17 protein-coding genes are annotated in these 20,475 nt (G+C 61.3%); 9 read left to right on the top strand and 8 right to left on the bottom strand.

Features of this window, described 5'->3' with window-relative positions; translation table 11 throughout:
- Positions 1-31 precede the first annotated feature (31 nt).
- From IEX33_RS06315 to IEX33_RS06290, 6 genes are read left to right on the top strand one after another with little or no spacing between them, the layout of a single operon-like run.
- Entirely contained in the window at positions 32-730 is a 699-nt protein-coding gene (locus tag IEX33_RS06315; RefSeq protein ID WP_188728653.1) for a ThuA domain-containing protein, read from the top strand.
- Positions 715-1,839 (top strand): Gfo/Idh/MocA family protein, encoded by a 1,125-nt coding sequence (locus IEX33_RS06310; protein ID WP_104185832.1) that lies wholly within the window; start codon positions 715-717, stop codon positions 1,837-1,839. Before IEX33_RS06315 ends, IEX33_RS06310 begins: the two co-directional genes overlap by 16 nt.
- A 2-nt stretch (positions 1,840-1,841) precedes the next feature.
- Entirely contained in the window at positions 1,842-2,840 is a 999-nt protein-coding gene (locus IEX33_RS06305) for a sugar phosphate isomerase/epimerase family protein (protein WP_188728651.1), read from the top strand.
- 47 nt (positions 2,841-2,887) lie between these two features.
- Positions 2,888-4,654 carry a dihydroxyacetone kinase family protein gene (locus IEX33_RS06300; protein WP_188728649.1) on the top strand — a complete coding sequence of 589 codons (1,767 nt, stop codon included), beginning with the start codon at positions 2,888-2,890 and terminating at the stop codon, positions 4,652-4,654.
- Complete coding sequence (locus IEX33_RS06295; protein WP_188728648.1) at positions 4,651-5,139, top strand: ribose-5-phosphate isomerase; 489 nt, start codon at positions 4,651-4,653, stop codon at positions 5,137-5,139. Before IEX33_RS06300 ends, IEX33_RS06295 begins: the two co-directional genes overlap by 4 nt.
- Before the next feature lie 2 nt (positions 5,140-5,141).
- The gene (locus IEX33_RS06290; RefSeq protein WP_188728646.1) at positions 5,142-6,143 is read left to right on the top strand and encodes a 3-hydroxyacyl-CoA dehydrogenase family protein; all 1,002 of its coding nucleotides are present in this window, start codon (positions 5,142-5,144) and stop codon (positions 6,141-6,143) included.
- Between the two features lie 324 nt (positions 6,144-6,467).
- Here the strand turns inward: IEX33_RS06290 and IEX33_RS06285 are convergent, their stop codons facing one another.
- Positions 6,468-8,885 (bottom strand): hypothetical protein, encoded by a 2,418-nt coding sequence (locus IEX33_RS06285; RefSeq protein WP_188728644.1) that lies wholly within the window; start codon positions 8,883-8,885, stop codon positions 6,468-6,470.
- A gap of 232 nt (positions 8,886-9,117) precedes the next feature.
- On the bottom strand, positions 9,118-9,447 hold the full coding sequence (locus IEX33_RS06280) for a CBU_0592 family membrane protein (protein WP_188728642.1): 330 nt from the start codon (positions 9,445-9,447) through the stop codon (positions 9,118-9,120).
- A 148-nt stretch (positions 9,448-9,595) separates the two neighbouring features.
- On the opposite strand from IEX33_RS06280, the gene IEX33_RS06275 reads away from it, so the two are divergent.
- Positions 9,596-10,519 (top strand): LysR family transcriptional regulator, encoded by a 924-nt coding sequence (locus IEX33_RS06275; protein WP_188728640.1) that lies wholly within the window; start codon positions 9,596-9,598, stop codon positions 10,517-10,519.
- A gap of 551 nt (positions 10,520-11,070) precedes the next feature.
- Here the strand turns inward: IEX33_RS06275 and IEX33_RS06270 are convergent.
- The 6 genes from IEX33_RS06270 to IEX33_RS06245 all read right to left on the bottom strand — a co-directional run bounded on the left by IEX33_RS06270 (position 11,071) and on the right by IEX33_RS06245 (position 17,892).
- On the bottom strand, positions 11,071-12,063 hold the full coding sequence (locus IEX33_RS06270) for an isopenicillin N synthase family dioxygenase (protein ID WP_188728638.1): 993 nt from the start codon (positions 12,061-12,063) through the stop codon (positions 11,071-11,073).
- Between the two features lie 519 nt (positions 12,064-12,582).
- The gene (locus IEX33_RS06265) at positions 12,583-13,560 is read right to left on the bottom strand and encodes an EamA family transporter (protein WP_188728635.1); all 978 of its coding nucleotides are present in this window, start codon (positions 13,558-13,560) and stop codon (positions 12,583-12,585) included.
- A 181-nt stretch (positions 13,561-13,741) separates the two neighbouring features.
- Positions 13,742-13,885, bottom strand: coding sequence for a hypothetical protein (locus tag IEX33_RS06260; RefSeq protein ID WP_188728633.1), 144 nt, complete (start codon positions 13,883-13,885; stop codon positions 13,742-13,744).
- A 1,097-nt stretch (positions 13,886-14,982) separates the two neighbouring features.
- Positions 14,983-15,939 (bottom strand): LysR family transcriptional regulator, encoded by a 957-nt coding sequence (locus tag IEX33_RS06255; RefSeq protein WP_188728632.1) that lies wholly within the window; start codon positions 15,937-15,939, stop codon positions 14,983-14,985.
- Between the two features lie 57 nt (positions 15,940-15,996).
- Entirely contained in the window at positions 15,997-17,025 is a 1,029-nt protein-coding gene (locus IEX33_RS06250) for an Ldh family oxidoreductase (RefSeq protein ID WP_188728630.1), read from the bottom strand.
- A gap of 57 nt (positions 17,026-17,082) precedes the next feature.
- Positions 17,083-17,892 carry a GntR family transcriptional regulator gene (locus IEX33_RS06245; RefSeq protein WP_188728629.1) on the bottom strand — a complete coding sequence of 270 codons (810 nt, stop codon included), beginning with the start codon at positions 17,890-17,892 and terminating at the stop codon, positions 17,083-17,085.
- Positions 17,893-18,269: 377 nt separating this feature from the next.
- On the opposite strand from IEX33_RS06245, the gene IEX33_RS06240 reads away from it, so the two are divergent.
- A complete protein-coding gene (locus IEX33_RS06240; RefSeq protein ID WP_188728627.1) occupies positions 18,270-18,920 on the top strand; it encodes an aldo-keto reductase family protein in 651 nt (216 codons plus the stop codon).
- Positions 18,917-20,449 (top strand): xylulokinase, encoded by a 1,533-nt coding sequence (locus tag IEX33_RS06235; protein ID WP_188728625.1) that lies wholly within the window; start codon positions 18,917-18,919, stop codon positions 20,447-20,449. The genes IEX33_RS06240 and IEX33_RS06235 overlap by 4 nt, the downstream gene beginning before the upstream one ends.
- The last annotated feature ends 26 nt before the right edge of the window (positions 20,450-20,475 follow it).

Genomic DNA, 20,475 nt, shown 5'->3' with positions numbered 1-20,475 from the left:
GCCGGCAGCCAAACAAAAGGAAACCCCCGACATGACAGAACGCAAGAACGCCCTGGTGGTCCGCGGCGGCTGGGACGGTCACCAGCCGTACGAGGCCACGGAACTCTTCATCCCCTACCTCAAGGACAACGGCTACGACGTCCGCGTCGAGGAATCCCCCAAGGTCTATGCCGACGCCGAATACATGGCAGGAGTGGACCTGATCATGCAGTGCATGACCATGACCACCATCGAAAAGGACGAGTTCGCCGGGCTGCGGACCGCCGTCGAAAACGGCACGGGCCTGGCCGGCTGGCACGGCGGCATCGCCGATTCCTACCGCAATAACTCGGATTACCTGCACCTGATCGGCGGCCAGTTCGCCTGCCACCCCGGCAAGCACCCGGACGAGTGCGTCGGCGAGCAGTCGGACAACTATGTTCCCTACACGGTCAACATGCTCCCCGCCGCCGCGGAGCACCCCATCACCCAGGGCATCTCCGACTTCGACTTGGTCACCGAGCAGTACTGGGTGCTCTCCGACGACTACATCGACGTCCTGGCCACCACCACCCAGAAGGTCCGCGAGTGGGACCCCTGGAACCGCGAAGTCACTTCACCGGCCATCTGGACCCGCCAGTGGGGCAAGGGCCGAATCTTCGTTGCCACCCCCGGACACCGGGTCGACATCCTCCAGGACAACAACGTCCGCACCATCATCGAAAGGGGCCTGCTGTGGGCAAGCCGTTGAAAGTCGGAATCATTGGCTGCGGAGCCATCATCGCGCAGTACCTGGCGAACTTTCGCAAACTCGGACAGATCGACCTGGTGGCCGTGGCGGATCTGGACCCCGCACGCGCCCAGGCGGTGGCGGATGACTACGAAGGCGTCCGCGCCATCTCCGTCGAGGAACTCCTCGCCGCGGACGACGTCGAACTGGTCCTGAACCTGACCATTCCCGCCGCCCACGCCGACGTGGCGCTGAAGGCCATCGCCGCCGGGAAGAGCGTGTACGGCGAGAAGCCGCTCGCCGCCACCACTGCCGAGGCACGCCAGGTGCTGGACGCGGCCCGCGAGGCGGGCGTCGCCGTCGGCTGCGCTCCTGACACGGTGCTCGGCACCGGCATCCAGACGGCGCGCAAGGCGATCGACGACGGACTGATCGGCGCACCCATCTCGGCGAGCGCCACGATGGTGACCCCGGGCCATGAACGGTGGCACCCCAACCCGGACTTCTACTACCAGCCCGGCGGCGGCCCCCTCCTGGACATGGGCCCGTACTACGTGACCGCCCTGGTCACCCTCCTGGGCCCGGTGGTCTCGGTCATCGGCGCGGCAAGCCACACCCGCAACGAACGCACCATCGGCTCCGGACCCCGGCAGGGCGAGAAGGTCCCCGTCAACATCGATTCCCATGTCACCGGTGTCCTGGTGCACGCCTCCGGCGCGCTCTCCACCCTGTTCATGAGCTTCGACGCCGTGAAGTCCAAGTCGCCCAACATCGAGATCCACGGCGAGCGCGGCTCCCTGGTGGTCCCGGACCCCAACCACTTCGACGGCGACGTCCAGCTGTTTTCCCTCGGGGCGGAGGACTGGGAAACCCTTCCGGTGTCCGCCGGGTATGTTGACTCCGGGCGCGGCTTCGGCATCGCGGACCTGGCGTCCACTCCTGCGGGGGCCGAGCCCCGGGCAGGCGGGGCCATGGCCTACCACGCCCTCGAGGTCATGGAATCGGTCCTCGAATCAGCCCACAGCGGCGCAGCGGTAGCCATCCGCAGCACCGTTGAGCGGCCGGCGGGCGTCGAACTGGCCGTCCTGGCGGAGGAACTGGACAGGCTCCAGACGCAGGAAGCGGTCTAGGCATGGCCTACACCGCCGAGAACTGGCCCATTACCGCGGCCATGCTGCCCTTCCCGGGCACCAGCGCGCAGGGAACCCACATCAACGACGCCGATCCGTCCGCCTGGGCGGAGGTGCTGACCGAGGTCAAGGAGGCCGGGTTCGCCAACGCGGACCTGACGGACAGTTGGGTCCGCCCGGGCGACCTGAGCCCTGACCGGCTGGCTGAGTTCAAACAGACGGCACAGGACGTGGGCATCGGCACCCCTGCTATCTCCGCCATCCGCCGCAGCGTCATTGACGGGCGGAACTGGGAAGCCAACCTGGCGTACAGCCACCGGACCATTGACGCGGCGGCGGAGCTGGGCTGCGAGGTTGTGTCCTTTGGACTCCACCAGGCCATCACGCCGGAGCAGCAGAAACAGCTGTGGTTCTGGACGGTTGAAGGGCACAAGGACCCGGAGGGTGACCGGGAAACCTGGGGCAACGCCGTCACCCGCCTCCGGGAACTCGGCCGGCACGCCGCCGAGGTGGGCCTCCTGCTCTCACTCGAAATGTACGAGGACACGTACCTGGGCACCGCAGATTCGTCCGTGCGCCTTGTCCAGGACATTGGTCTCCCGAATGTGGGCCTCAACCCGGACCTTGGAAACCTGATCCGGCTGCACCGGCCGGTGGAGGACTGGCGGGTACTGGTGGCCAAAACGCTCCCGTACGCCAACTTCTGGCACATGAAGAACTACCTCCGGGACGAGGACGCGTCCCGGGACATGTATGTGGCGATGCCGTCTCCCATGGAGAGCGGACTCATCAACTACCGGGAGGCCTTCAAGGTGGCCCTGGCAGCCGGGTTCCAGGGGATCCTCTGCACCGAGCATTACGGCGGGGACGGACTGAGTGTCTCCGCCAGCAACCAGGACTACCTCCGCCGGCACGTCATCCCCAAGACCGATGGATACGCCCTGGGCAGCAGCCAGGTAGCCCAGGGCCGGCAGCAGCCGGCCCAGCCCGCCCGCGTGTAATCGCTGCACCACGGCCTATCCCAACCCGAGGATTCGATGAGGAAACCATGACCCAGATCTTTGACAACCCCGCAGACTTTGCGGAGGAGGCACTGGACGGCCTGGTGGCAGCCAACCGCGGCTACGTGGCCAGGGTGGACGGCGGCGTTGTCCGCTCCACCGAGGTGCCCGCCGGCCAGGTGGCCGTGGTGGTGGGCGGCGGCTCCGGCCACTACCCGGCCTTCGCCGGCCTGGTGGGTCCTGGCCTCGCCGCAGGCGCCGTGTGCGGCAACATCTTCACGTCGCCGTCAGCCGGGCAGGCGTACCGGGTGGCCAAGGCGGCCAACGCGGGCGGCGGCGTTCTGTTCAGCTTCGGCAACTACGCCGGGGACGTGATCCACTTCGGCGAGGCGCAGCAGCGCCTCAACGCCGAAGGCATCGAGACCCGCACCGTTTTGGTCACGGATGACATCGCCAGCGCCCCGCTGGACCAGATCGAGAAACGCCGCGGGATCGCCGGGGACCTGACGGTCTTCAAGATCGCCGGCGCCGCAGCTGAAGCGGGACTGGACCTGGACGGGGTCGAACGGCTTGCCGTGCTGGCCAACCACCGCACGCGGTCCCTCGGCGTGGCGTTCGACGGCTGCACCCTGCCGGGCGCTGCCGAACCCCTGTTCCATGTGCCGGCCGGCGGGATGTCGCTCGGGCTGGGCATCCATGGCGAACCCGGAATCTCGGACCATCCCATGCCCACGGCGTCCGAACTGGCCGAACTGCTGGTTTCCGGCCTGCTCCGGGACAAGCCCGATGATGCCGGCAGCCGTGTGGTGGCCATCCTCAACGGACTGGGCCGGGTGAAGTACGAGGAACTGTTCCTGCTGTTCGGCAAGATCGACAAGCTCCTCACCGCCGCCGGCCTGACCATCGTGGAGCCGGAATGCGGCGAGCTGGTCACCAGCCTGGACATGTCCGGCCTGTCCCTCACGCTGCTGTGGCTGGACGACGAACTGGAGCGCTACTGGACAGCCCCGGCCGACAGCCCCGGGTACCGCAAGGGCAGCATGGCGCCGCGGGCACGGCGGGAAGTGGCCGCACCGGAAGGTGCCCTGGCCGCCGAGGGGGAAGATACGACGGCGGCAGCAGCCGGGCTGGGCCGGCTGGCAGCCGCCGTGCTCGCCCAGGCGAGGGACGCCGTCGTCGACCATGAACGTGAACTGGGCAGGCTGGATGCCATTGCCGGCGACGGCGACCATGGCGTCGGCATGCGCCGGGGCGTGGACGCCGCGGTGGCGGCGGCCGGCGAAGCTGTTGGCGCGGGACTTTCGGTTCACCGCGTCCTTACCGCGGCAGGCGAAGCGTGGAGCGAGCGCGCCGGCGGCACCTCGGGGGCGCTCTGGGGATCGGCCCTGGCGGCGGCAGGGCGGGCCCTCGGCAACAAGGACTCGTACAGCGGCGGGGACGCGGCGGCCGCCGTGACCGCCTTCGCGGACGCCGTCACCACCCTGGGCAAGGCTGATGTGGGCGACAAGACCATGGTGGATGCACTGCTTCCCTTCCGGAACGCCTTCGTTGCGGCGTTCGACGGCGGCACGCCAGTGACCGGGGCGCTGGCCTCCGCGGTGACCGCCGCCCGGCAGGCGGCCGACGCCACCGCATCCCTGCGGCCGCTGAAGGGAAGGGCGCGGCCGCTGGCCGAAAAGAGCCTGGGCCACCCGGATCCGGGAGCGGTGTCCTTTGCGCTGATCGCCACCCGGGTCTCTGACTACTTCGAGTCTTCGCCACCCCTGTCCTCTCCCATGGCTGCTGTGGCTGCCGGACAGGGGGCCCAGGCATGAGCGCCGGCGCTGCGGCGGGATGGCGGATCGTCATCGGGAACGACGAGGCCGGCGTCGAGTACAAGGACGCGCTGAAGGCGATGCTCGAAGCTGACAGCCGTGTTGCGTCCGTCCTGGACGTGGGCGTTGGTGCCGGCGACACCACCGCGTACCCGCACGTCGCCGTCGACGCCGCCCGCAAGGTGGCCCAGGGCGAGGCGGACCGCGCCCTGCTGATCTGCGGCACCGGGCTGGGCGTGGCCATCGCGGCCAACAAGGTCCCGGGAATCCGGGCGGTCACGGCCCACGACGGGTACTCAGTGGAGCGCTCGGTGCTGAGCAACAACGCGCAGGTCCTCACCATGGGCCAGCGCGTCATCGGCCTGGAACTGGCTAAGAAACTGGTGGGCGAATGGCTCGGCTACCGGTTTGACGAGACCTCGGCCTCCGCCGCGAAGGTGGACGCCATCTGCTCCTACGAACCCGAATCCACGAAAGCAGTCTGATCATGACCGAAAACCCATCCCACCCAACTATCGGTTCCAGCTCTGGCGCTCCCGGCGCCCGGAAGATCGCCATCGTGGGCTCCGGCTACATGGGCGGCGGGATCGCGCAGGTCCTGGCGCTGGGAGGTGCCCGCGTGGCTCTTTCCGATGTGTCCGCCGAGGTGGCCCAGGGAAACTACGACCGGCTTCTGGTTGAGTCAGACCAGTTCGTGGCCGATGGGCTGTTCCCTGCCGGTTCCACCGAGATCCTGAAGCAGAACCTGTGGGCCGCAAAGGACATCGAGGAGGCCGTGGCGGACGCGGACTTCATCGAGGAGGCGGTCCCCGAAATCCTGGCCGTCAAGCACCAGACGCTGGCCCGCATCAGTGCAGCGGCCCGGCCAGACGCCATCATCGGCTCCAACACCTCCACCATTTCCATTGCCGAACTGTCCGCGCCGGTCAGCAACCCGGAACGGTTCCTGGGCGTGCATTTTTCCAACCCGTCGCCCTTCATTCCCGGCGTGGAGATCATTCCGCACGCCGGAACGTCCGCCGCCACCGTGGGCGCCGTCCGCGAGCTGGTCCATGCCGCCGGCAAGCAGACCGCCGTGGTCAAGGACACCACCGGTTTTGTGCTCAACCGCCTGCAGTACGCGCTGTTCCACGAGGCGGCGCAGCTGGTGGAGCAGGGCATCGCGACGGCGGACGACGTGGACACCCTGGTGCGCACCACGTTCGGCTTCCGACTGCCGTTCTTCGGGCCCTTTGCCATTGCCGACATGGCCGGGCTGGACGTGTACAACTTCTGCTACAAGTCCCTGCAGAAGGAGTTCCCGGAACGGTTCGCCACCCCTAAAATCCTGAGCGACCTGGTGGAGGCCGGGAAGCTGGGCACTAAGACCGGCGCCGGTTTCCTCAACGTGCCCGCGGAGCGTACCCCCGAGCTGATCGCCTACCGCAACAAGGCTTATGTGGCCATGCAGAAGCTGCTCGATGAGCTGGGGCCGGCGCCTATTGGGTGAGGGGGCTTGTCGCTGTTGCTGAGTGCTCGTGGTGTGGATCGATTTAGAATCTACGTCGATCCACACCCGTAAGAGCTGAATGGTAGTTTGCCGTCGAAGAGGGAGAGATTCCATGTCCGACGAATGTTATGAAGAGCCTCATCCCTCCCCCGGTTCGGTCTACGAAACCGCAGGCCTTTGTCCTGTCGGCTGCGCCAGGTCCGCCAAAGACCGCCCAGAGCATCACCGTTTATTCCAGCTCGCTGGCTGGCTAGTTAGCCGCTTCGCGGCGGTTGAACGCGCAAGGGACTATCTGGCGGTGGCGGTCGTGCATTGGCTGGGCGGCTACTTGCGTTTCTTCTTTCCTCGCCCGCCACGCAGGCGGACTGTGCTGCGACGAGCACTGGGAGGTAGTTGAGTGAAGGTCATTTTAAGATCTGTTAGCGGCGTGATTTCTATGGCCTGGTCGCGGTCGGCGGTTCGTTCTTGTGGCGTGCCCAAGTAGCGCGTTCCGATTAGCGTTCCGTCAGGCTGATAGAGCAGCAACATCGCTCTGTCGGAGTGCGTCTGGTAATGCTTGTCGTCCATATACTCAGCAAGGTGGTGCGTGCTCGCATCTTTTGGCGCGACGCAAACCGTGAGCAGCCAGGAACCGTAGAGACTAACACCGTGAGTTGTCAGGCTGCGTTCAATGCCACCATCCCGTGCTGCCCGCCTCACTTCCTTTAAATTCTTCCCAATATTTCCTTGGGCGCGTTCGCTTAGGGCGACCAAGTCGGCGCCAAATCGCAGCCATCCAGAAGTCTTGGCTGCTTCGCTGGCGGATAGATACTGCTCAACCCACGGCTGCTCACGCCTGCATGGTTTTGCCGCCTCAGTCCGTGAAAGGGCTTCTTGCCAGTAGAACCATGCATCGAGTGCGTCAGTAAGCGTGCCTAGTCGAACACGAGGCTGCGCTTCGTAGCGGCGCACTTCGGAGCCCTTGACAGGCGACTCTACTGGCATGTGTTTGGCTATCTCGTGCGGGTCAGGATCGAAGTACATTCCTCCGGTGAGGAACCACATGAACATGTCCAACTCGTCGACGCCATCGACCATTGTCGCGAGCCTGCGGCTTCTGCGACGCCGCAGGTATTCGAGAAACTGGGCGGGGTGATCGACGGTTCGGCTTATCACGGTCAAGTCGTGCATGCTGACGATCCACGGGACTTCGTCAGATTCGATGATGCCTTCGTTCGCCAGCACATTCATGGACAGGGATAGGGGGCCCATGTCGTCGAGCATCACGACGATTGAGTGAATCTCGGAGGCTGAAGACAAGTCGAGCCATTCGCCTTCGACATTCCAAACGCCTCCGTTTGTGCTTATGAGGCGCGTCAATCGATCGGCTTGCTCGTTGCCCTCCTTGAGAGTCTTCTGCAGATCCTTGGCTAACCGCTGGGGGTTGCCACTGCGGGATTTCTCGGTGATTGACGCGGCTTTTACCTCAACGCAAAGAGCTACTCCATCGACCAGGAACAAAATGTCAGACTCGTACTTGTCAGTCTCTACAGCAGTACGGTCGGCCTCACGGCCCAGGCTGGGTGTGTCCCTGGTATCAACCGGGCCAATGTACTTTTGCCCTTCCCAGAGCGGCCTATCCCCGTGTAAGAGCTTGCTGAGTAGTTCCGCAGCCTTCGACTCGGAGTAAACAGCACGCCGTTTGTCATACTTCGGCCACAGTTTTGCGGCTCCGCCCTTTTTCTCGGCAGCAGCCGAGATGAGGCCTCGTTCGACATTCCGGCGCAATTCATCTTCGCTCAGGAAACCGTTGAGAAGGAGGTATTCATCGCTATCAGCAATGCATCCCCACGGAGCGGGAAGTTCACCGTCAACGAACCGTAGGACTGGATTGATGTCGGTTTCCACCGGCCGGGTGGTGCTTAAGAAGTCCAGGATGGCACGCACAGTCGATTCGTCGACCCCAGAACGGTCAGCGACATCAGCAGCCGAAACGGCGCCGAACAACCGGCACTCATTCATCATGAGATTAATGTCGCGCCTGAAAGATTCCGGATCGGCCGGTACGCCGGCTTTGCTGGCTTCCCCAAGTCTGTCCCGGGCGCCAAACAAGCGATCGTTCATTAAGGCCGTTGATGCCTCGCGGACAGCACGGACGTCGTTGAGAGTAAATCCGAGTACGTTGCTCAAGACAGACGAGACGGTTGGGTGACCGAGGAGCTCAGTATTGACTTCCTGGGCGATCGATTCATACTGGCGTCCGCGGACAGACAGCTCGTACCCCATGAACTCACCAGCGAGAATTCCGAGCGGCTGGTTCGCTCTCTGGCCGCGAAACAGGGCGAGTGTTCGCGCCGCGGTCACAATGTCCGCAGCCAGACGAAGCGCTTCTGCAGGGTTTGGTTGACCGGAGTTTTTCCCCGTTAACGGTTGCCGTGGCAGCCCCATCCCCAGCAGCGTTAGCGCAACGACATCCTGGGCAGCTTGGGAACCCTCGACATGGCTTTCGCTTTCCCTGAGGCCAGTGAAATCCCACGGACCGGCAGCGAGCCGAGTGAAAGCAAGCGCATCGAATGAGTCATAGCCTCGCAAATGCTGCTCTAGCGATATTTGGGCGGCAGTTATCGCGCTTCGCAGATATGTCTGAGTGTCATCATTAGCCGTCATGCTCTTGGCCATGTGCTGGTAGTAGCCAACAGCCTTATTGAGGCTGTTGGCCATATTGCTGCCCACAACATCTAGGCGACGGGGTGCGGAGTTCATGCCGCAAGTATTGCAGCGACCTATGACAAGCCATTGCAGTTGCCGGCGCTTTGCTCCACGGTCGCACCGTCACCACGGGCGCTTTTTCCCGCTCCCCCAGCTTTACAGAATATTTATTATCGGCGTTCGGCCTTGCTGCTAAGCAGGAGATGAGAGACATGCGCATCCGCGGCTGAACCTGCAGCGCAGTCGCTCTGCCGGCTCGCTGAGTTGGAAAGGTAAACCGGGCTGCTCAAGCAGCTTTAACGACAGCCAGTTGAGCGGTTGTGTCAGGCACGCCCGGAAATTGCGCGTGCGGGACATCGCCAGTTGCAACCAGCGACTCGGCTGTGGACCGCAAGCGAAAAAGCGCTACTGCCGATATGAGGAACCAGGCGATATTGGTGACTACCGACGGCCATGCTTCATGGAACGTGCCATTAACGATGAAGGCGCAGGAACCCAGCAGATTTGCTATTTGGAAGCCCCTTCCCGCTTTCAACCACCCCATGGACACGGTCAGGTAGGCCGTGAGTATCGCAACAGCACCCGCCCAGCCGGAAATTTCCCACAGCAGTTCCATTGTGTCCTTTCAGTCAGGGGTCGGCCGCCTTCCCCGTGATGGGTCCTTTGGCGGGTCGAGTATTAGGGCCCTTCAAGAGCAATTATGAGGAAGAGCGGTGTTTAGATCAATTGCAATTAAATAAAGGGGCCTTTTAGAATTTCTTAACATGGACATTGATCCGCGTCGGCTCCGGGTGTTGCTGGCCGTTGCCCGTACTGGAGGAGTTCTTGCCGCAGCTGACGAGCTGGGGATCACGGCATCGGCCGTATCGCAGCAGCTGAGCAAGTTGGAGGGCGAGACGGGGCACGCCCTGGTGGTGCGCACACCCAAAGGTTCGGTGTTGACGCAGGCGGGAATGGCGATGGCAGAAGCCGGCGAAGACATTGAACGCATCCTGAGCGTCGCCCGTGCCCGGATGGAAAGCGGAGCGAACGTCGCGGGGGTGGTGCGCGTGGGCGGATTCACGAGCTTTGTCCGAGCAGTTGTGATCCCCCGACTGCCGACGTGGCGTAGCGAGTACCCGCAACTGCAGATCCGGATCGTTGAGGATGACTTTCCGGCTTTGATGCGGCTCCTTCGACAGCGCCAACTCGATGCTGTCGTGGTCGAGCTCGATTCCACGACAGACCAGCAGCACGCCATGTCTGCAGGAATGACGGATGAGCCCCTTATGGATGAGCCATGGAAATTGGTCGTTCCCTCGGGCACCCTTCTTACCACCGAGAATATCGATCTCAGGCGGCTGCCGTTTCCGTGGCTCGGCGTCGAGTCATCAGCCGCCAACGCGTCAGTACTCGGGCGACTCCGTCAGTCGACAAGTGAATCGGTCGAGACTGTGCATCAGTACCAGGACACTATTACTGCCCTCGCGCTCGTCGCTGCGGGGGAAGGCGCTGCCATCGTACCCACCCTGGCGTTACGCGGTGTGGTGCAGGACGGCATGGACGTCCTGGACGTCCCCGGGTTGGGGACCCGACGCATTGTTCTCCGACGGTTTGACAGGCGCCGGCCGACGAGCACGCCCGCGGACACAGTCGCCCGCCTTCTACGCGCATCTGCTGCTGCATTTGACGGGCGTTCGACGTCCTGAGGGCCCTCACTGCAGTAACTATCCCAGGTATCGCCGAAGCGCCGCTCCTTGCCGGAAACGCAAGAAGGCCGGTGTCTTCTTCCTGACTCAGGCTAAGAGTTCGCTTCCCCAGCACACTCCGGTGCCTGCTCTACTTGATGACGATCAATTATCGGCGTTGAAGGACATGCAAAAGAGGGACAATGAGAAAACCGCTTAGCCTTGGCCCACTAATGCAATCTCTTTTGGCCTTAGGCCCTGGTTCAGCCTGATCCGGCTTGGGGTCCCGACGCCGGCTCCCGACTGTCGGGATGCGTGTTGCGGATGCGCTGCCGGCGCCGGGAGATTCAATTACTTTGAAATAGCTTCTATTCCATCCTGCAGTTTTCACCAGTTCTCGCTGCCAGCAGCAAGCCAGATGAGCCAGTAGCTTCACCCCCGGTGCCAGCCTGCAGTCGCCGGGGGTGAAGCTTTTCAATCGGATCGAACAGCGCTATTTGACGAGCAGAAGGCAGAAGCCAACAAAGCAGGAAAGGCCAAACGCGGAAAAAGCCTAAAGCCCGGGGGTTTTGTTAGGAGGCCGGGGTAAGTGTCTTGTCAGTTTCCTGCAGGTGGGGGTAGACCTTTACGAAGCGGCCGTACTTGTACTCGCCGCAGGTAAAGGGCGCAGTCTCGGCGGGGTTGTCCTTGTCCACACAGGTGGGAACGACTTCAACGACAGCGTCGTAGTCGAGGTCAATGAAGAATCCGACTGAGAACCGAGAGGCTCCGCTGGTGTTGACGACCCGGTGCACGGTCGAGGAGTAGCGGCCGTTGGTCATGGTCTTGACGAGGTCGCCGATGTTGATGACGAAGGCACCTTCGATGGAAGGGGCGGTGATCCATTCGCCTACGCTGTTCTGAACCTGCAGGCCGCCGACGGCGTCCTGGGAAAGGATTGTCAGGAACCCGTAGTCGGTGTGGGCGCCGATGCCAATTTCCTTCTCAGTGACTTCCCCAGTTTGGGCGGGGTAGTGAAGGAAGCGCTGGATCGTGATGGGATGCTGTTGCTTCTTTTCGAAGTAATTGGCCGGGAGGTCCAGGCTGATGGCAAAAGCACTGACCAGCTTACGAGCCAGCGCCATCATGGCGTCGTGGTATTCCTCGCAAGTTTCCTTGAACCCGGGAAGTTCTTCTTCGGTGGGGTTGGGGTTCGGGCCGAAGAAGGGCGATACCTCGTCCGTGTGGACGCCGTAGTCGAAAACCTCTTTGAGGTCGCGAGTTTTTTTCGGGTCAGCGTTTTCACCGTACGGCGGGATGTAGCCACGAAGAGTCGGGCCTGACTTGGCGACGTGGAGACTTTCCTTGACCTCCTGCGGCAGCTTGAAGAAATCTTCGGCGGCCTTGTAAACGCGGTCGATCATCTCCTGCGGGACGCCGTGGTTCTTGACGTAGAAGAAGCCGACCTCCTCGCAGGCCTTTCCGATCTTGCGGGCGACGCTTTCCGCGTCACTTCCGTCAACTAAAGTTTCGATGTCGATGACTGGGATCTCACTAAACGCGATCTGCTTGCTGGCAATGCTCATAAAGCTCTCCTTATGCGATGGGGGGATTGAGTCTCCGGTGATCCACAGGACTTCGTGTGGTGCCGTCACAAAAGTGTGGCCGGTGTCACCAAGAGAAACAAGCAAATGGTTTCGTCATGGATCGCGTAAAAACTTTCATCAATCGACGCGGTTTGGATGGAAGGAGGTGATTTTGTATAGTGCAGTTCCGTGATTTTGCACTTGTAGTTCCGGCAGGAGATACGACCTCTTCCCGCCAGAAAGTGCATCATGATGGAATGTATTTCGGCCTATCCATTTCCGGAGGGCTTTACGGGGGTGGTCTCTGGGCCTGACGCTCAGGCGCGATCATACAGACTTGCAGGGGTTCCCCCGTCCGGAAGCAAATCAACTGGGCGCAAGGGAAAACGCCGTGTCCGGTGAACCCAAGCCGAAGGTATGGCCGCAGTCAGAGCCAGTGAGCGCTCCATTGCGGACATTTCTTAGCCGAGCCTGCTTTCCAGCCTTCTGGGAGGCTCAAGGTGCAGTGCGGGTGTTGCTTCACCGCTTCCGGAGATCTTCACGGCCGTGTATTCCTCCTGTTTGGTAACTTGCTTCTGTATCGGTGGTGGGAAGTGTTTGCGGCTTCGCTCTTCGTCCTCCGTTTCGGGTTGCGCCAACCCCGGCCGCCAGCACCAGCAAGATTCCCGCCAGCATGTTCGGTTTTGGAACTTGGCCGAGGACGACGATGCCGATGACAACGGCCACCGCAGGCTGAAGGCTCATTAAGATCCCGAAGGAACTTGCTGTCATCCGTCGTAGTGCCGCTAATTCCATGATGTATGGAAGCACTGGCAGCAGGATTGCCAGGACGAAACCGTTGAAGATCATTTCCACAGGAATTCGAGTTACTACTGCACCGCCTACCGCGCCAGTAGTTACAATGGCCGCGACGGGAAAGGAAATGGCGAGGACGTGTAAACCGCCCACGCTATCCCCTGCACGCTGGCTGAGCAGAATGTAGAGTGCCCAGCTTAGGCCTCCTCCCAGTGCGTAGAGGACGCCGTAGGGGTCCGCCCCGCCCTGCCAAGGTTCCGTGAGAGCTACAACGCCGAGGGCTGCTACGACCGCCCACCACTTACCTGATTTGCTGGCCCGGACCACCGCTAATGCCAAGGGGCCAAGGAACATCAGCGCTGTTGATGTACCGAGAGGCAGTCTGTCGATCGACATGACGTACAGCATCATCATTGCCGCAGAAACGGTGCCCAGAAGCCCGCAGATCAGGATCGTCGACCGGTTATAAGTAAGTCGCCACGGACGAACAATCGGGATCAGAATCAGGCTGGCCCAGACTAGGCGCACCCAAGTCATGTCTTCGACACTGGCCCCGTCTGACAATGCCACTGTCAGGCCGCCAGCCAGTTGAGCAGACCATATTGCTCCGAAAGCCATCAGGGCCCCTGCCCCTGCCCCGTCTTTGGCGATCGGTGGTTTCAAATGACGTCTCTTTCCTTCAAATTGCTGTGGTACTGCCACGCACCAAGTCCACGCTGCAGTACCGGCCGGAAAATTGGCCTATGTTGTTACTCTTGTCGCTGGGGCCGGAAGCGATGGCAATTTAGTGCGACCTCAGAAGGACGAGGGCATGGCTGCTGGCCGTGCCACCTCGCATGCTGCCGGCGGCAAGCAGCGCTCAGCAGTCCTAAGAGGTCTGCTATCACCGGCGCTGGGACTGGCAGGCTTTTACTACGCAGGTGGCACAGGAGGATGGTGCCTGGGGCGCACTTCCTTTGACCGCAAGGGGAAGCTTGATGGTGGCCGACTGAGACTTGGCCATGCTGGTGGTGGTGACGCTGGTCATGCGAGTCTCCTTTGACGTTAGGGATACTGCTTAGAAGTGCGAGGGCGTGACCTCGTGGACTAAGTGTGTGCTGGCTCACCCTTGAAGGACAAGCAAATGCTTTCTCGCCTAACCGTGCAGAATTTTTGCTGAATTCCATGTGCAATGAGGTAGCGCCAACGGACTTTCCTCCGCCAGACATGAGACGACAAGCATCAAACTCAGCCATGAGGACCTGGGGCCATGACGTAACTGTTTGCGGCTGGTTTAGTGATTGGAGCTGGAGCAACTATTCCCCCATGCCGGGACTCGCACACGTCGCTTTTGAGGCCCCTGTAGGGGCCCTTTAGCTGTTAACCGACAGCCGACTAATGCACAGGCGCTGAGTGTGCAGAGCAGGGGACATGCGCCTGCAGGCCGCCCTCAACCACGGCGTGTACTCCTGCTTGCTGGAGCGCCAGTGCGGCGCCCAGGGTAACTTCCTTACGACGCGGGCCAACGGATGTCAGTGCCATTGCCCAGCACTGCTTTCCAGACTCCTGAATTTTTACAGAAAGAGGCAGGCCAGAGCGTTGTAGCTCTTCCGCACTCGCGTGGTCGGGAACGTCCTCAACCGTATAGGCAACGTATTCTCCGGTGCATGTCACGAGCTGCAGAACGGTAGATTCAGGGCCGTAGGAGGCCACGGCCACTACCGCAGTTCCTACAAACTGGCGGGCCCCACGTGGGTGGGTTTCAGTTCCTTGCATGCTGTCCTCCATAACGAACGCTGTCATCCTTGTCAGCACTTCTTTCGTGCAGGGCCGCGGACAAGCCTCTGGCCCAAGCCGGTAAATTGGGGTGGCGTAGACCACACCCATGATTGCGGCGACAAGTTGTCTTGTCAATAAAAAGTTGTCCTACAAATCTTGTGGGAGTGCGCTTGATGGAAAAAGCAGCCCATAGCGGCGGAACCCCCGGAAGTAGGCTCTGATCCAACTGGGAAGCTCCGGGGCTGTCCGACATTTCGGGTGCTGGTTCAGTCCGGTCGTCACGATCAATGGCGGGGTTGTTTGCTCACAAGGAGCGTCATTGCCGCTCCTTGGCCGGGAACGGAAGGCATAGTCGCATCTGCGCGGTTATTCGAAGGCTCCCTGATCGTGCAATCTGGCGAACGGAGGGAAATCATCTGCAAACAGGTTCGAAGCCGAGGCTTTAATTAGGTCGAGTGCCTGCGCCACAAGCGGATGATCGCCTCCCCCTTTACGGGTGGCGGCCATGATACGGCGGGCAGGCGCCGGTTCGCCGGAGAGCCGGATCCGGGTGACAGGCCACCGTGTATGGATTCCACCGAGGCGCGGCATAAGCATTACCGCCAACCCTTGGGCAACCAGGGCAGCACCTGTCTCCCATTCATCAGCTTGATGCGCAATAATCGGCGTGAATCCTGCTGCTACGCACGCAGCAACCGTGAGTTTGTGATAGGCCCCGCCCGGGGTACCGATTGACCAGGGCTCCAAAGCGGCGTCCGCAAGAGTGACCTTTTCGCGCTGGGTAAGCGGATGATTGGCAGGCACGACGAGATCCAACGGATCGTCAAGCAACAGTTGCTGATCAAATCGCTCATCGCCCTGTGATGGAGTGTCAGCGGTGACCATCACCAGTGCCAAGTCGGCTTCTTCCGCTTCGAGCAGTTCGAAACAATGGACGGGTTCAGCCTCCACGACGCGGACGCGCAGCCCTGGATGCCTATCACGCAATGTGACCGTCGCATGTGGCAGCAAATGTGTCGCAGCTGTCGAAAATCCGCACAGCGTGAACAGCCCGGAAAAGTCCTCACTTGTAGCTGCAAGTTCGCTGCGCATCTGCTCCCACTGTGTCTGCATCAGCGCAGTGTGGCGCAACACCGTGCGAGCTGCCGCAGTCAGCTTCACTCCCCGCCCTGCAGGTTCAATCAACTTGACCCCCAACTGCTCGGCCAATTGGCGCAGCTGGTATGAGACCGCGGACGGTGTGTAGGACATTTGTGCCGCAACGGCCGAAACACTTCCATAGCGGTCAAGCATCTGCAGGACCTTGATCTTGCCGTCAATCATGCTGGTACCTGGAAAATGGAGTGGCTCCCTGAGCCGCTAAGGTGTGCTCCCACGGTATTAGCCTAAGCGACGCTGTCCGGCTGCGGCATGGAGAGCCGATGCGGCCGCTATAGCAGCGAATTCCTGAAGCTTGGCGAAGTCAGCAGGGGCCACCTCGCAGGTTCCGGGGGAAAACTGCTTGCGCGAGTCTCCTGGCAGGGACATTCTGTATTCATTTCTCAGCCTGTCCAATTGGCGTTCCGCTCGCGCGATATAGCCCCGGTCGAAGAGGCCGGGATTCAACGCCACGAGGAACATGCCCACGGCAGGACTCCGCCTTCCGGTATCGAATGAACCGGCATCCAGCGACCAACTTGCACCCGCCATGGTAGACAGCAGTTCAACCATCATTGCGATATTCGCGCCCTTGTATCCACCGAACGGCAGTAAGGCACCCAGCAATGCCTCCTCGGCGTTCGAAGTTGGACGCCCCGAGGAGTCCACTGCCCAGCCATCAGGAATTGCGGCGTTTTCCCGAGCGGCTTCCCGAACGTTGACCAACGCAGTCTGACTTGATGCCTGATCGAAGACGAACGGCCGTTTACCCGGACTTCGCGGCACGGCAAAAGCAAGAGGATTTGTTCCGAACACCGCCCCAATAGAGCCTCCGGCGGCCATGTGTGCGGAAGAATTCGTGGTTGCGATGCACACCAGGCCTCTGGCGGCCACTCGTTCAGCAAAATAGCCAAGGGCACCACAGGTGTAGCTATTCCGCTGACTAAAAACGCTAACCCCAAACTCCCGAGCGGCTCCGACCAGGTCATCGAATCCCCGGTCGAAAGCAACATGGGGAATTCCACCGCCGGCGTCGGCGACAAAAACGGCACTTGCTGGACGGGTGATGGAGGGCCGCGCTGCACCGTCCAGTCGCTCTCCCTCCATTGCGTTCAGATAATCAAAAAAGTGACGAATGCCCAGCGCAGGTTTGCAGGCCTCCTGCGCGTGAATTGTTGCGTCCGCCAGCGAGGCTGCAGCTTCCTGGCTCGCGCCCCGGCTGCTGGCTGCTGCAATGCAGAGTTTCCTTATTTCGTGGGACTGGTACTTCAACTGGACTCGTTCCCTCTGTCAGGCGGAATAGCAAATCTTTTGGCCACGCACCGGAACTCACGTACCGGCAAAGTGGAGAGGTCTGGTACCGGGAATTGACGGCCCTTGCCGAACCAAGTGGAAATCGGACGCGCTGGCAAGGTGGTATTCGACCGAATATGAAACGGGTCGCTCTGAAAGGTCGTAGTCGACCTGTTGTATCGTCAGGCACAACTCGCCGGCATCGACGCCGAAAACTGCTGCATAATCATTACTCACGAGCGACGGTTCCAAGGTCGCAACACCGAATTTAACGTCAATCCCGCAGACGTCAGAGAGGAACGCATACAGCGACGGCCCCATGCTCAGTGGTTGGTCCGGGAGCAGGGAAGCCGCGACGAAGTCGTTCGAGATGGTCACGGGTAGCCCGTCAGAGGTTCTGACCCGGTAGAGGTGCAGCACCGCTGTGCCGACCGGAATGCCCAGCCGGTCGGCGACTGTTTCGTCTGCCGCCTCATGCCTCCAGGACATTTCCGAGATACCGGGGGCATGGCCGCGGGACTTGATCAGTTCATCCGATCCCACGTTCAGGTGAAGGCTGCGAACGAGTGGTCGGACCGAGTTGACGTAAGTTCCTGACCCATGCCGTCTACTGAGGATGCCCTCCCCAGCCAATTGGGCAAGCGCACCGCGTATGCTCACCCGGCTGACACCAAGTTCTTTGGCTAGCGCCAACTCCGACGGCAGACGATCGCCAGCTGACCATGTCTCCTGCAGCAGCCGGTTGCGCAGTGCCTCAGCGGCCCGTTCGGTTGCACTCTGCCGATGCGCGGGGTCCTCGATCAGCTGTTTGCCCGCTCCATCGACGGCACCAACCTCTTTATACATGTCCGCCATAGTACACAGGTAGGACAACTTTAGAACAGGTTTACAAGCGTTGACATGGTGACACGGCTCACCTATAGTCTTTCTCATCAGAAGTTGTAGGACAACTGGGCATCACTTGGGACTTCTTGTCTGTCGCGATGATACGGGACAATGACGCGGGTGGCAGGGGCATCGAAGCTTTTACCGCTCGTCGAGGGTCGAAAACGGCATCGGGAGCATCATCTGAAGTGAGCCAGTGCAGTGTTGGTTTGGAGCCATCCGCCCATCTTTTCTCCGCTTCTGCGGCTACCGCGTCGTCCGAAGAACGCCGCTCACTCGAACTCTGGAGATTGAATATTTTGAAGCCTCAGATCATTGTCATGCTTACGCACCACGACGTGACAGTTTCCAACGCGCGCGACATTTTTAGGGATGCCGCCGACCTTCCTGTCCAGTATTGGGGTTTCAAGGACATTGGCCTCTCGACGACTGAAATGGAGCAGCTGACCGGCGACTTCAAGGCGGCAGGGAAGACCCCCGTGCTGGAGATCGTGAACTTTGATGAGAAGGAATTGCTCAACGCCGCCTCCCTCGCCATTGACTGCGGTATCGAATACTTCACAGGAGGCCTGTTTTCGCACGCCGTCATGGAGCGTGTACAGACTGCCGGCCTCAAGTACTTCCCGTTCTGCGGCGACATCAGCGGGTCGCCGATCGAGCTGAAGGGCACGCCGGAGCAGATTTTGGAAGATGCAGTACGACTCCGCGAACTCGGCGTGGACGGCATCGACCTCGTTGCTTACCGGTTCAGCCAAGGTGACCCGATCCAGCTCGCGAAGCTTGTCGAGCATCAGCTTGGGGGCGAGAATTTGATCATCGCCGGCAGCATTAACTCGGCGGAACGAATCCGGCGCATGCAGGACATCGGACCGTTCGGTTACACCATGGGAGGGGCACTGTTCGAGGGCACCTTCGTCCCCGGCGGATCGTTCCGTGACAACCTCGAAGAGCTCGTAAAGATCGACACGAATATTGGAGAAGACCGATGAGTTCGTTCCTCCTGGGGGTGGATGTTGGCACTACAGCCATCAAGGCCGCCGTCTTCGATGTCGAAGGTACCGAGGTTGGCAGCAACTCCGAAGAGTACTCGCTGCTGACGCCGCGCGCCGGGCACGTTGAACTCGATCCCGAGACATACACCAACACGTTCGCCCTTGCCGTTCGGGGAGTCCTTCGCGACCTTCCGGTAGCTGCCGGCGACCTGACGGTGCTCGGCCTCTCTGCCCAGGGTGAGACGCTGCTCTGCCTTGACGCCGATAACACCCCGATCGGCCGGGCAATCGTCTGGATGGACACCAGGGCCACCGCCGAGTCCGAAGAAATCGAAGCCCACTTCGGACGCCCCGCCATCCACAAGACCACCGGCCAGGTCTCTATGGACGCCATCTGGCCGGCAGCCAAGATCCTGTGGCTGAGGCGTCACCAGCCCGAGGTCTTCGAACGAACAGCCAAGTTCGTTCTTCTCAAGGACTATCTCGTCTACCTGCTGACCGGCCGGCTGGTAAGTGAAGACTCACTGCTCTGCTCCACTATCCTGTGGGACATCAATACCCGCCACTACTGGCCAGAGATGCTTGAGTACCTGGGTCTGACAGAAGACCAGCTTCCGGAAATTGCGGAACAGGGCGCAATCGTCGGAGATGTCAGCCTCGCCGGGGCTTCCGATTTCGGCCTGCCCTCCGGACTTCCCGTCTCAGTTGGCGCACTCGACCAGGCATGTGGCGCCCTGGGGGTCGGCAACGCCGTTCCCGGGATCTTTTCGGAAAGCACAGGATCTGCGCTCACGAGCGTGACCATCGTAGAGCAGCTGGCCCTTGATCCGGCCGGCCGCGTCCCGTGTTTCCCGGCAGCAATCCCCGGGCAGTACATGCTGCACAACTTTTCCACGGGCGGAATGGTGATGCGGTGGTACCGCGACGAGTTCTGCGCTGCCGAGACGCAGATCGAAGAACTCTGTGGAATCAATGCCTACTACCTGATCGACCAGGAAGTGAAGCAAGTGGATCCCGGCAGTGAGGGGCTCATTGTCTTGCCCCACCTGCAAGGATCCGGTCCGCCCGACCTGGACAACTATGCCCGTGGAGCGATCTTCGGACTGACGCTTGCCCACAAGAAGCAGCACCTGTCCCGCGGGATCATGGAGGGCGTGACCATGGTACTGCGCCGGATGATTGACTCGACCGCGCAGCTTGGAGTTGATGTCAAGGAGATTATTTCGCTCAGCGGCGGGTCCAAGAGCGACGCTTGGTGCCAGATCAAAGCGGATGCCACGCAGGTGCCAGTACACACCCTGCGCGGAGCGGAAAGCGCTGCCTGCCGCGGTGCGGCGCTCATCGCCGGTGTGGGCGTAGGGCTGTGGGACTCTGCTGTCCCCACCGCCCGCAACGCGGTGGAAGTAGACCGGTCCTTCCAGCCCCAGCCGGAGAATGCAGCCGTTTACGATCAGCTGTTCGCCCGCTACATGACGCTCCAGGAATCGCTCAAACCGCTTTTCCAGCCTGCCAGTGACTTCCGCTAGGCGCCAAGCAAAAACTATTTGAAGGG

It is taken from the genome of Pseudarthrobacter scleromae, from assembly GCF_014644515.1.
GTDB lineage: Bacteria > Actinomycetota > Actinomycetes > Actinomycetales > Micrococcaceae > Arthrobacter > Arthrobacter scleromae.
Note: the sequence above shows the minus strand (reverse complement) of the source record. Positions and strands in the feature narration are given on the sequence as shown.

What these genes read in the sequence shown, in the direction of transcription:
- IEX33_RS06315 (WP_188728653.1), top strand. Translation starts at nt 32, where the DNA reads ATGACAGAACGCAAGAACGCCCTGGTGGTCCGCGGCGGCTGGGACGGT.
- IEX33_RS06235 (WP_188728625.1), top strand. Translation starts at nt 18,917, where the DNA reads ATGAGTTCGTTCCTCCTGGGGGTGGATGTTGGCACTACAGCCATCAAG.
- IEX33_RS06245 (WP_188728629.1), bottom strand. Translation starts at nt 17,892, where the DNA reads ATGTATAAAGAGGTTGGTGCCGTCGATGGAGCGGGCAAACAGCTGATC.
- IEX33_RS06255 (WP_188728632.1), bottom strand. Translation starts at nt 15,939, where the DNA reads ATGATTGACGGCAAGATCAAGGTCCTGCAGATGCTTGACCGCTATGGA.
- IEX33_RS06280 (WP_188728642.1), bottom strand. Translation starts at nt 9,447, where the DNA reads ATGGAACTGCTGTGGGAAATTTCCGGCTGGGCGGGTGCTGTTGCGATA.
- IEX33_RS06290 (WP_188728646.1), top strand. Translation starts at nt 5,142, where the DNA reads ATGACCGAAAACCCATCCCACCCAACTATCGGTTCCAGCTCTGGCGCT.
- IEX33_RS06295 (WP_188728648.1), top strand. Translation starts at nt 4,651, where the DNA reads ATGAGCGCCGGCGCTGCGGCGGGATGGCGGATCGTCATCGGGAACGAC.
- IEX33_RS06305 (WP_188728651.1), top strand. Translation starts at nt 1,842, where the DNA reads ATGGCCTACACCGCCGAGAACTGGCCCATTACCGCGGCCATGCTGCCC.
- IEX33_RS06270 (WP_188728638.1), bottom strand. Translation starts at nt 12,063, where the DNA reads ATGAGCATTGCCAGCAAGCAGATCGCGTTTAGTGAGATCCCAGTCATC.
- IEX33_RS06300 (WP_188728649.1), top strand. Translation starts at nt 2,888, where the DNA reads ATGACCCAGATCTTTGACAACCCCGCAGACTTTGCGGAGGAGGCACTG.
- IEX33_RS06260 (WP_188728633.1), bottom strand. Translation starts at nt 13,885, where the DNA reads ATGACCAGCGTCACCACCACCAGCATGGCCAAGTCTCAGTCGGCCACC.
- IEX33_RS06275 (WP_188728640.1), top strand. Translation starts at nt 9,596, where the DNA reads ATGGACATTGATCCGCGTCGGCTCCGGGTGTTGCTGGCCGTTGCCCGT.
- IEX33_RS06285 (WP_188728644.1), bottom strand. Translation starts at nt 8,885, where the DNA reads ATGAACTCCGCACCCCGTCGCCTAGATGTTGTGGGCAGCAATATGGCC.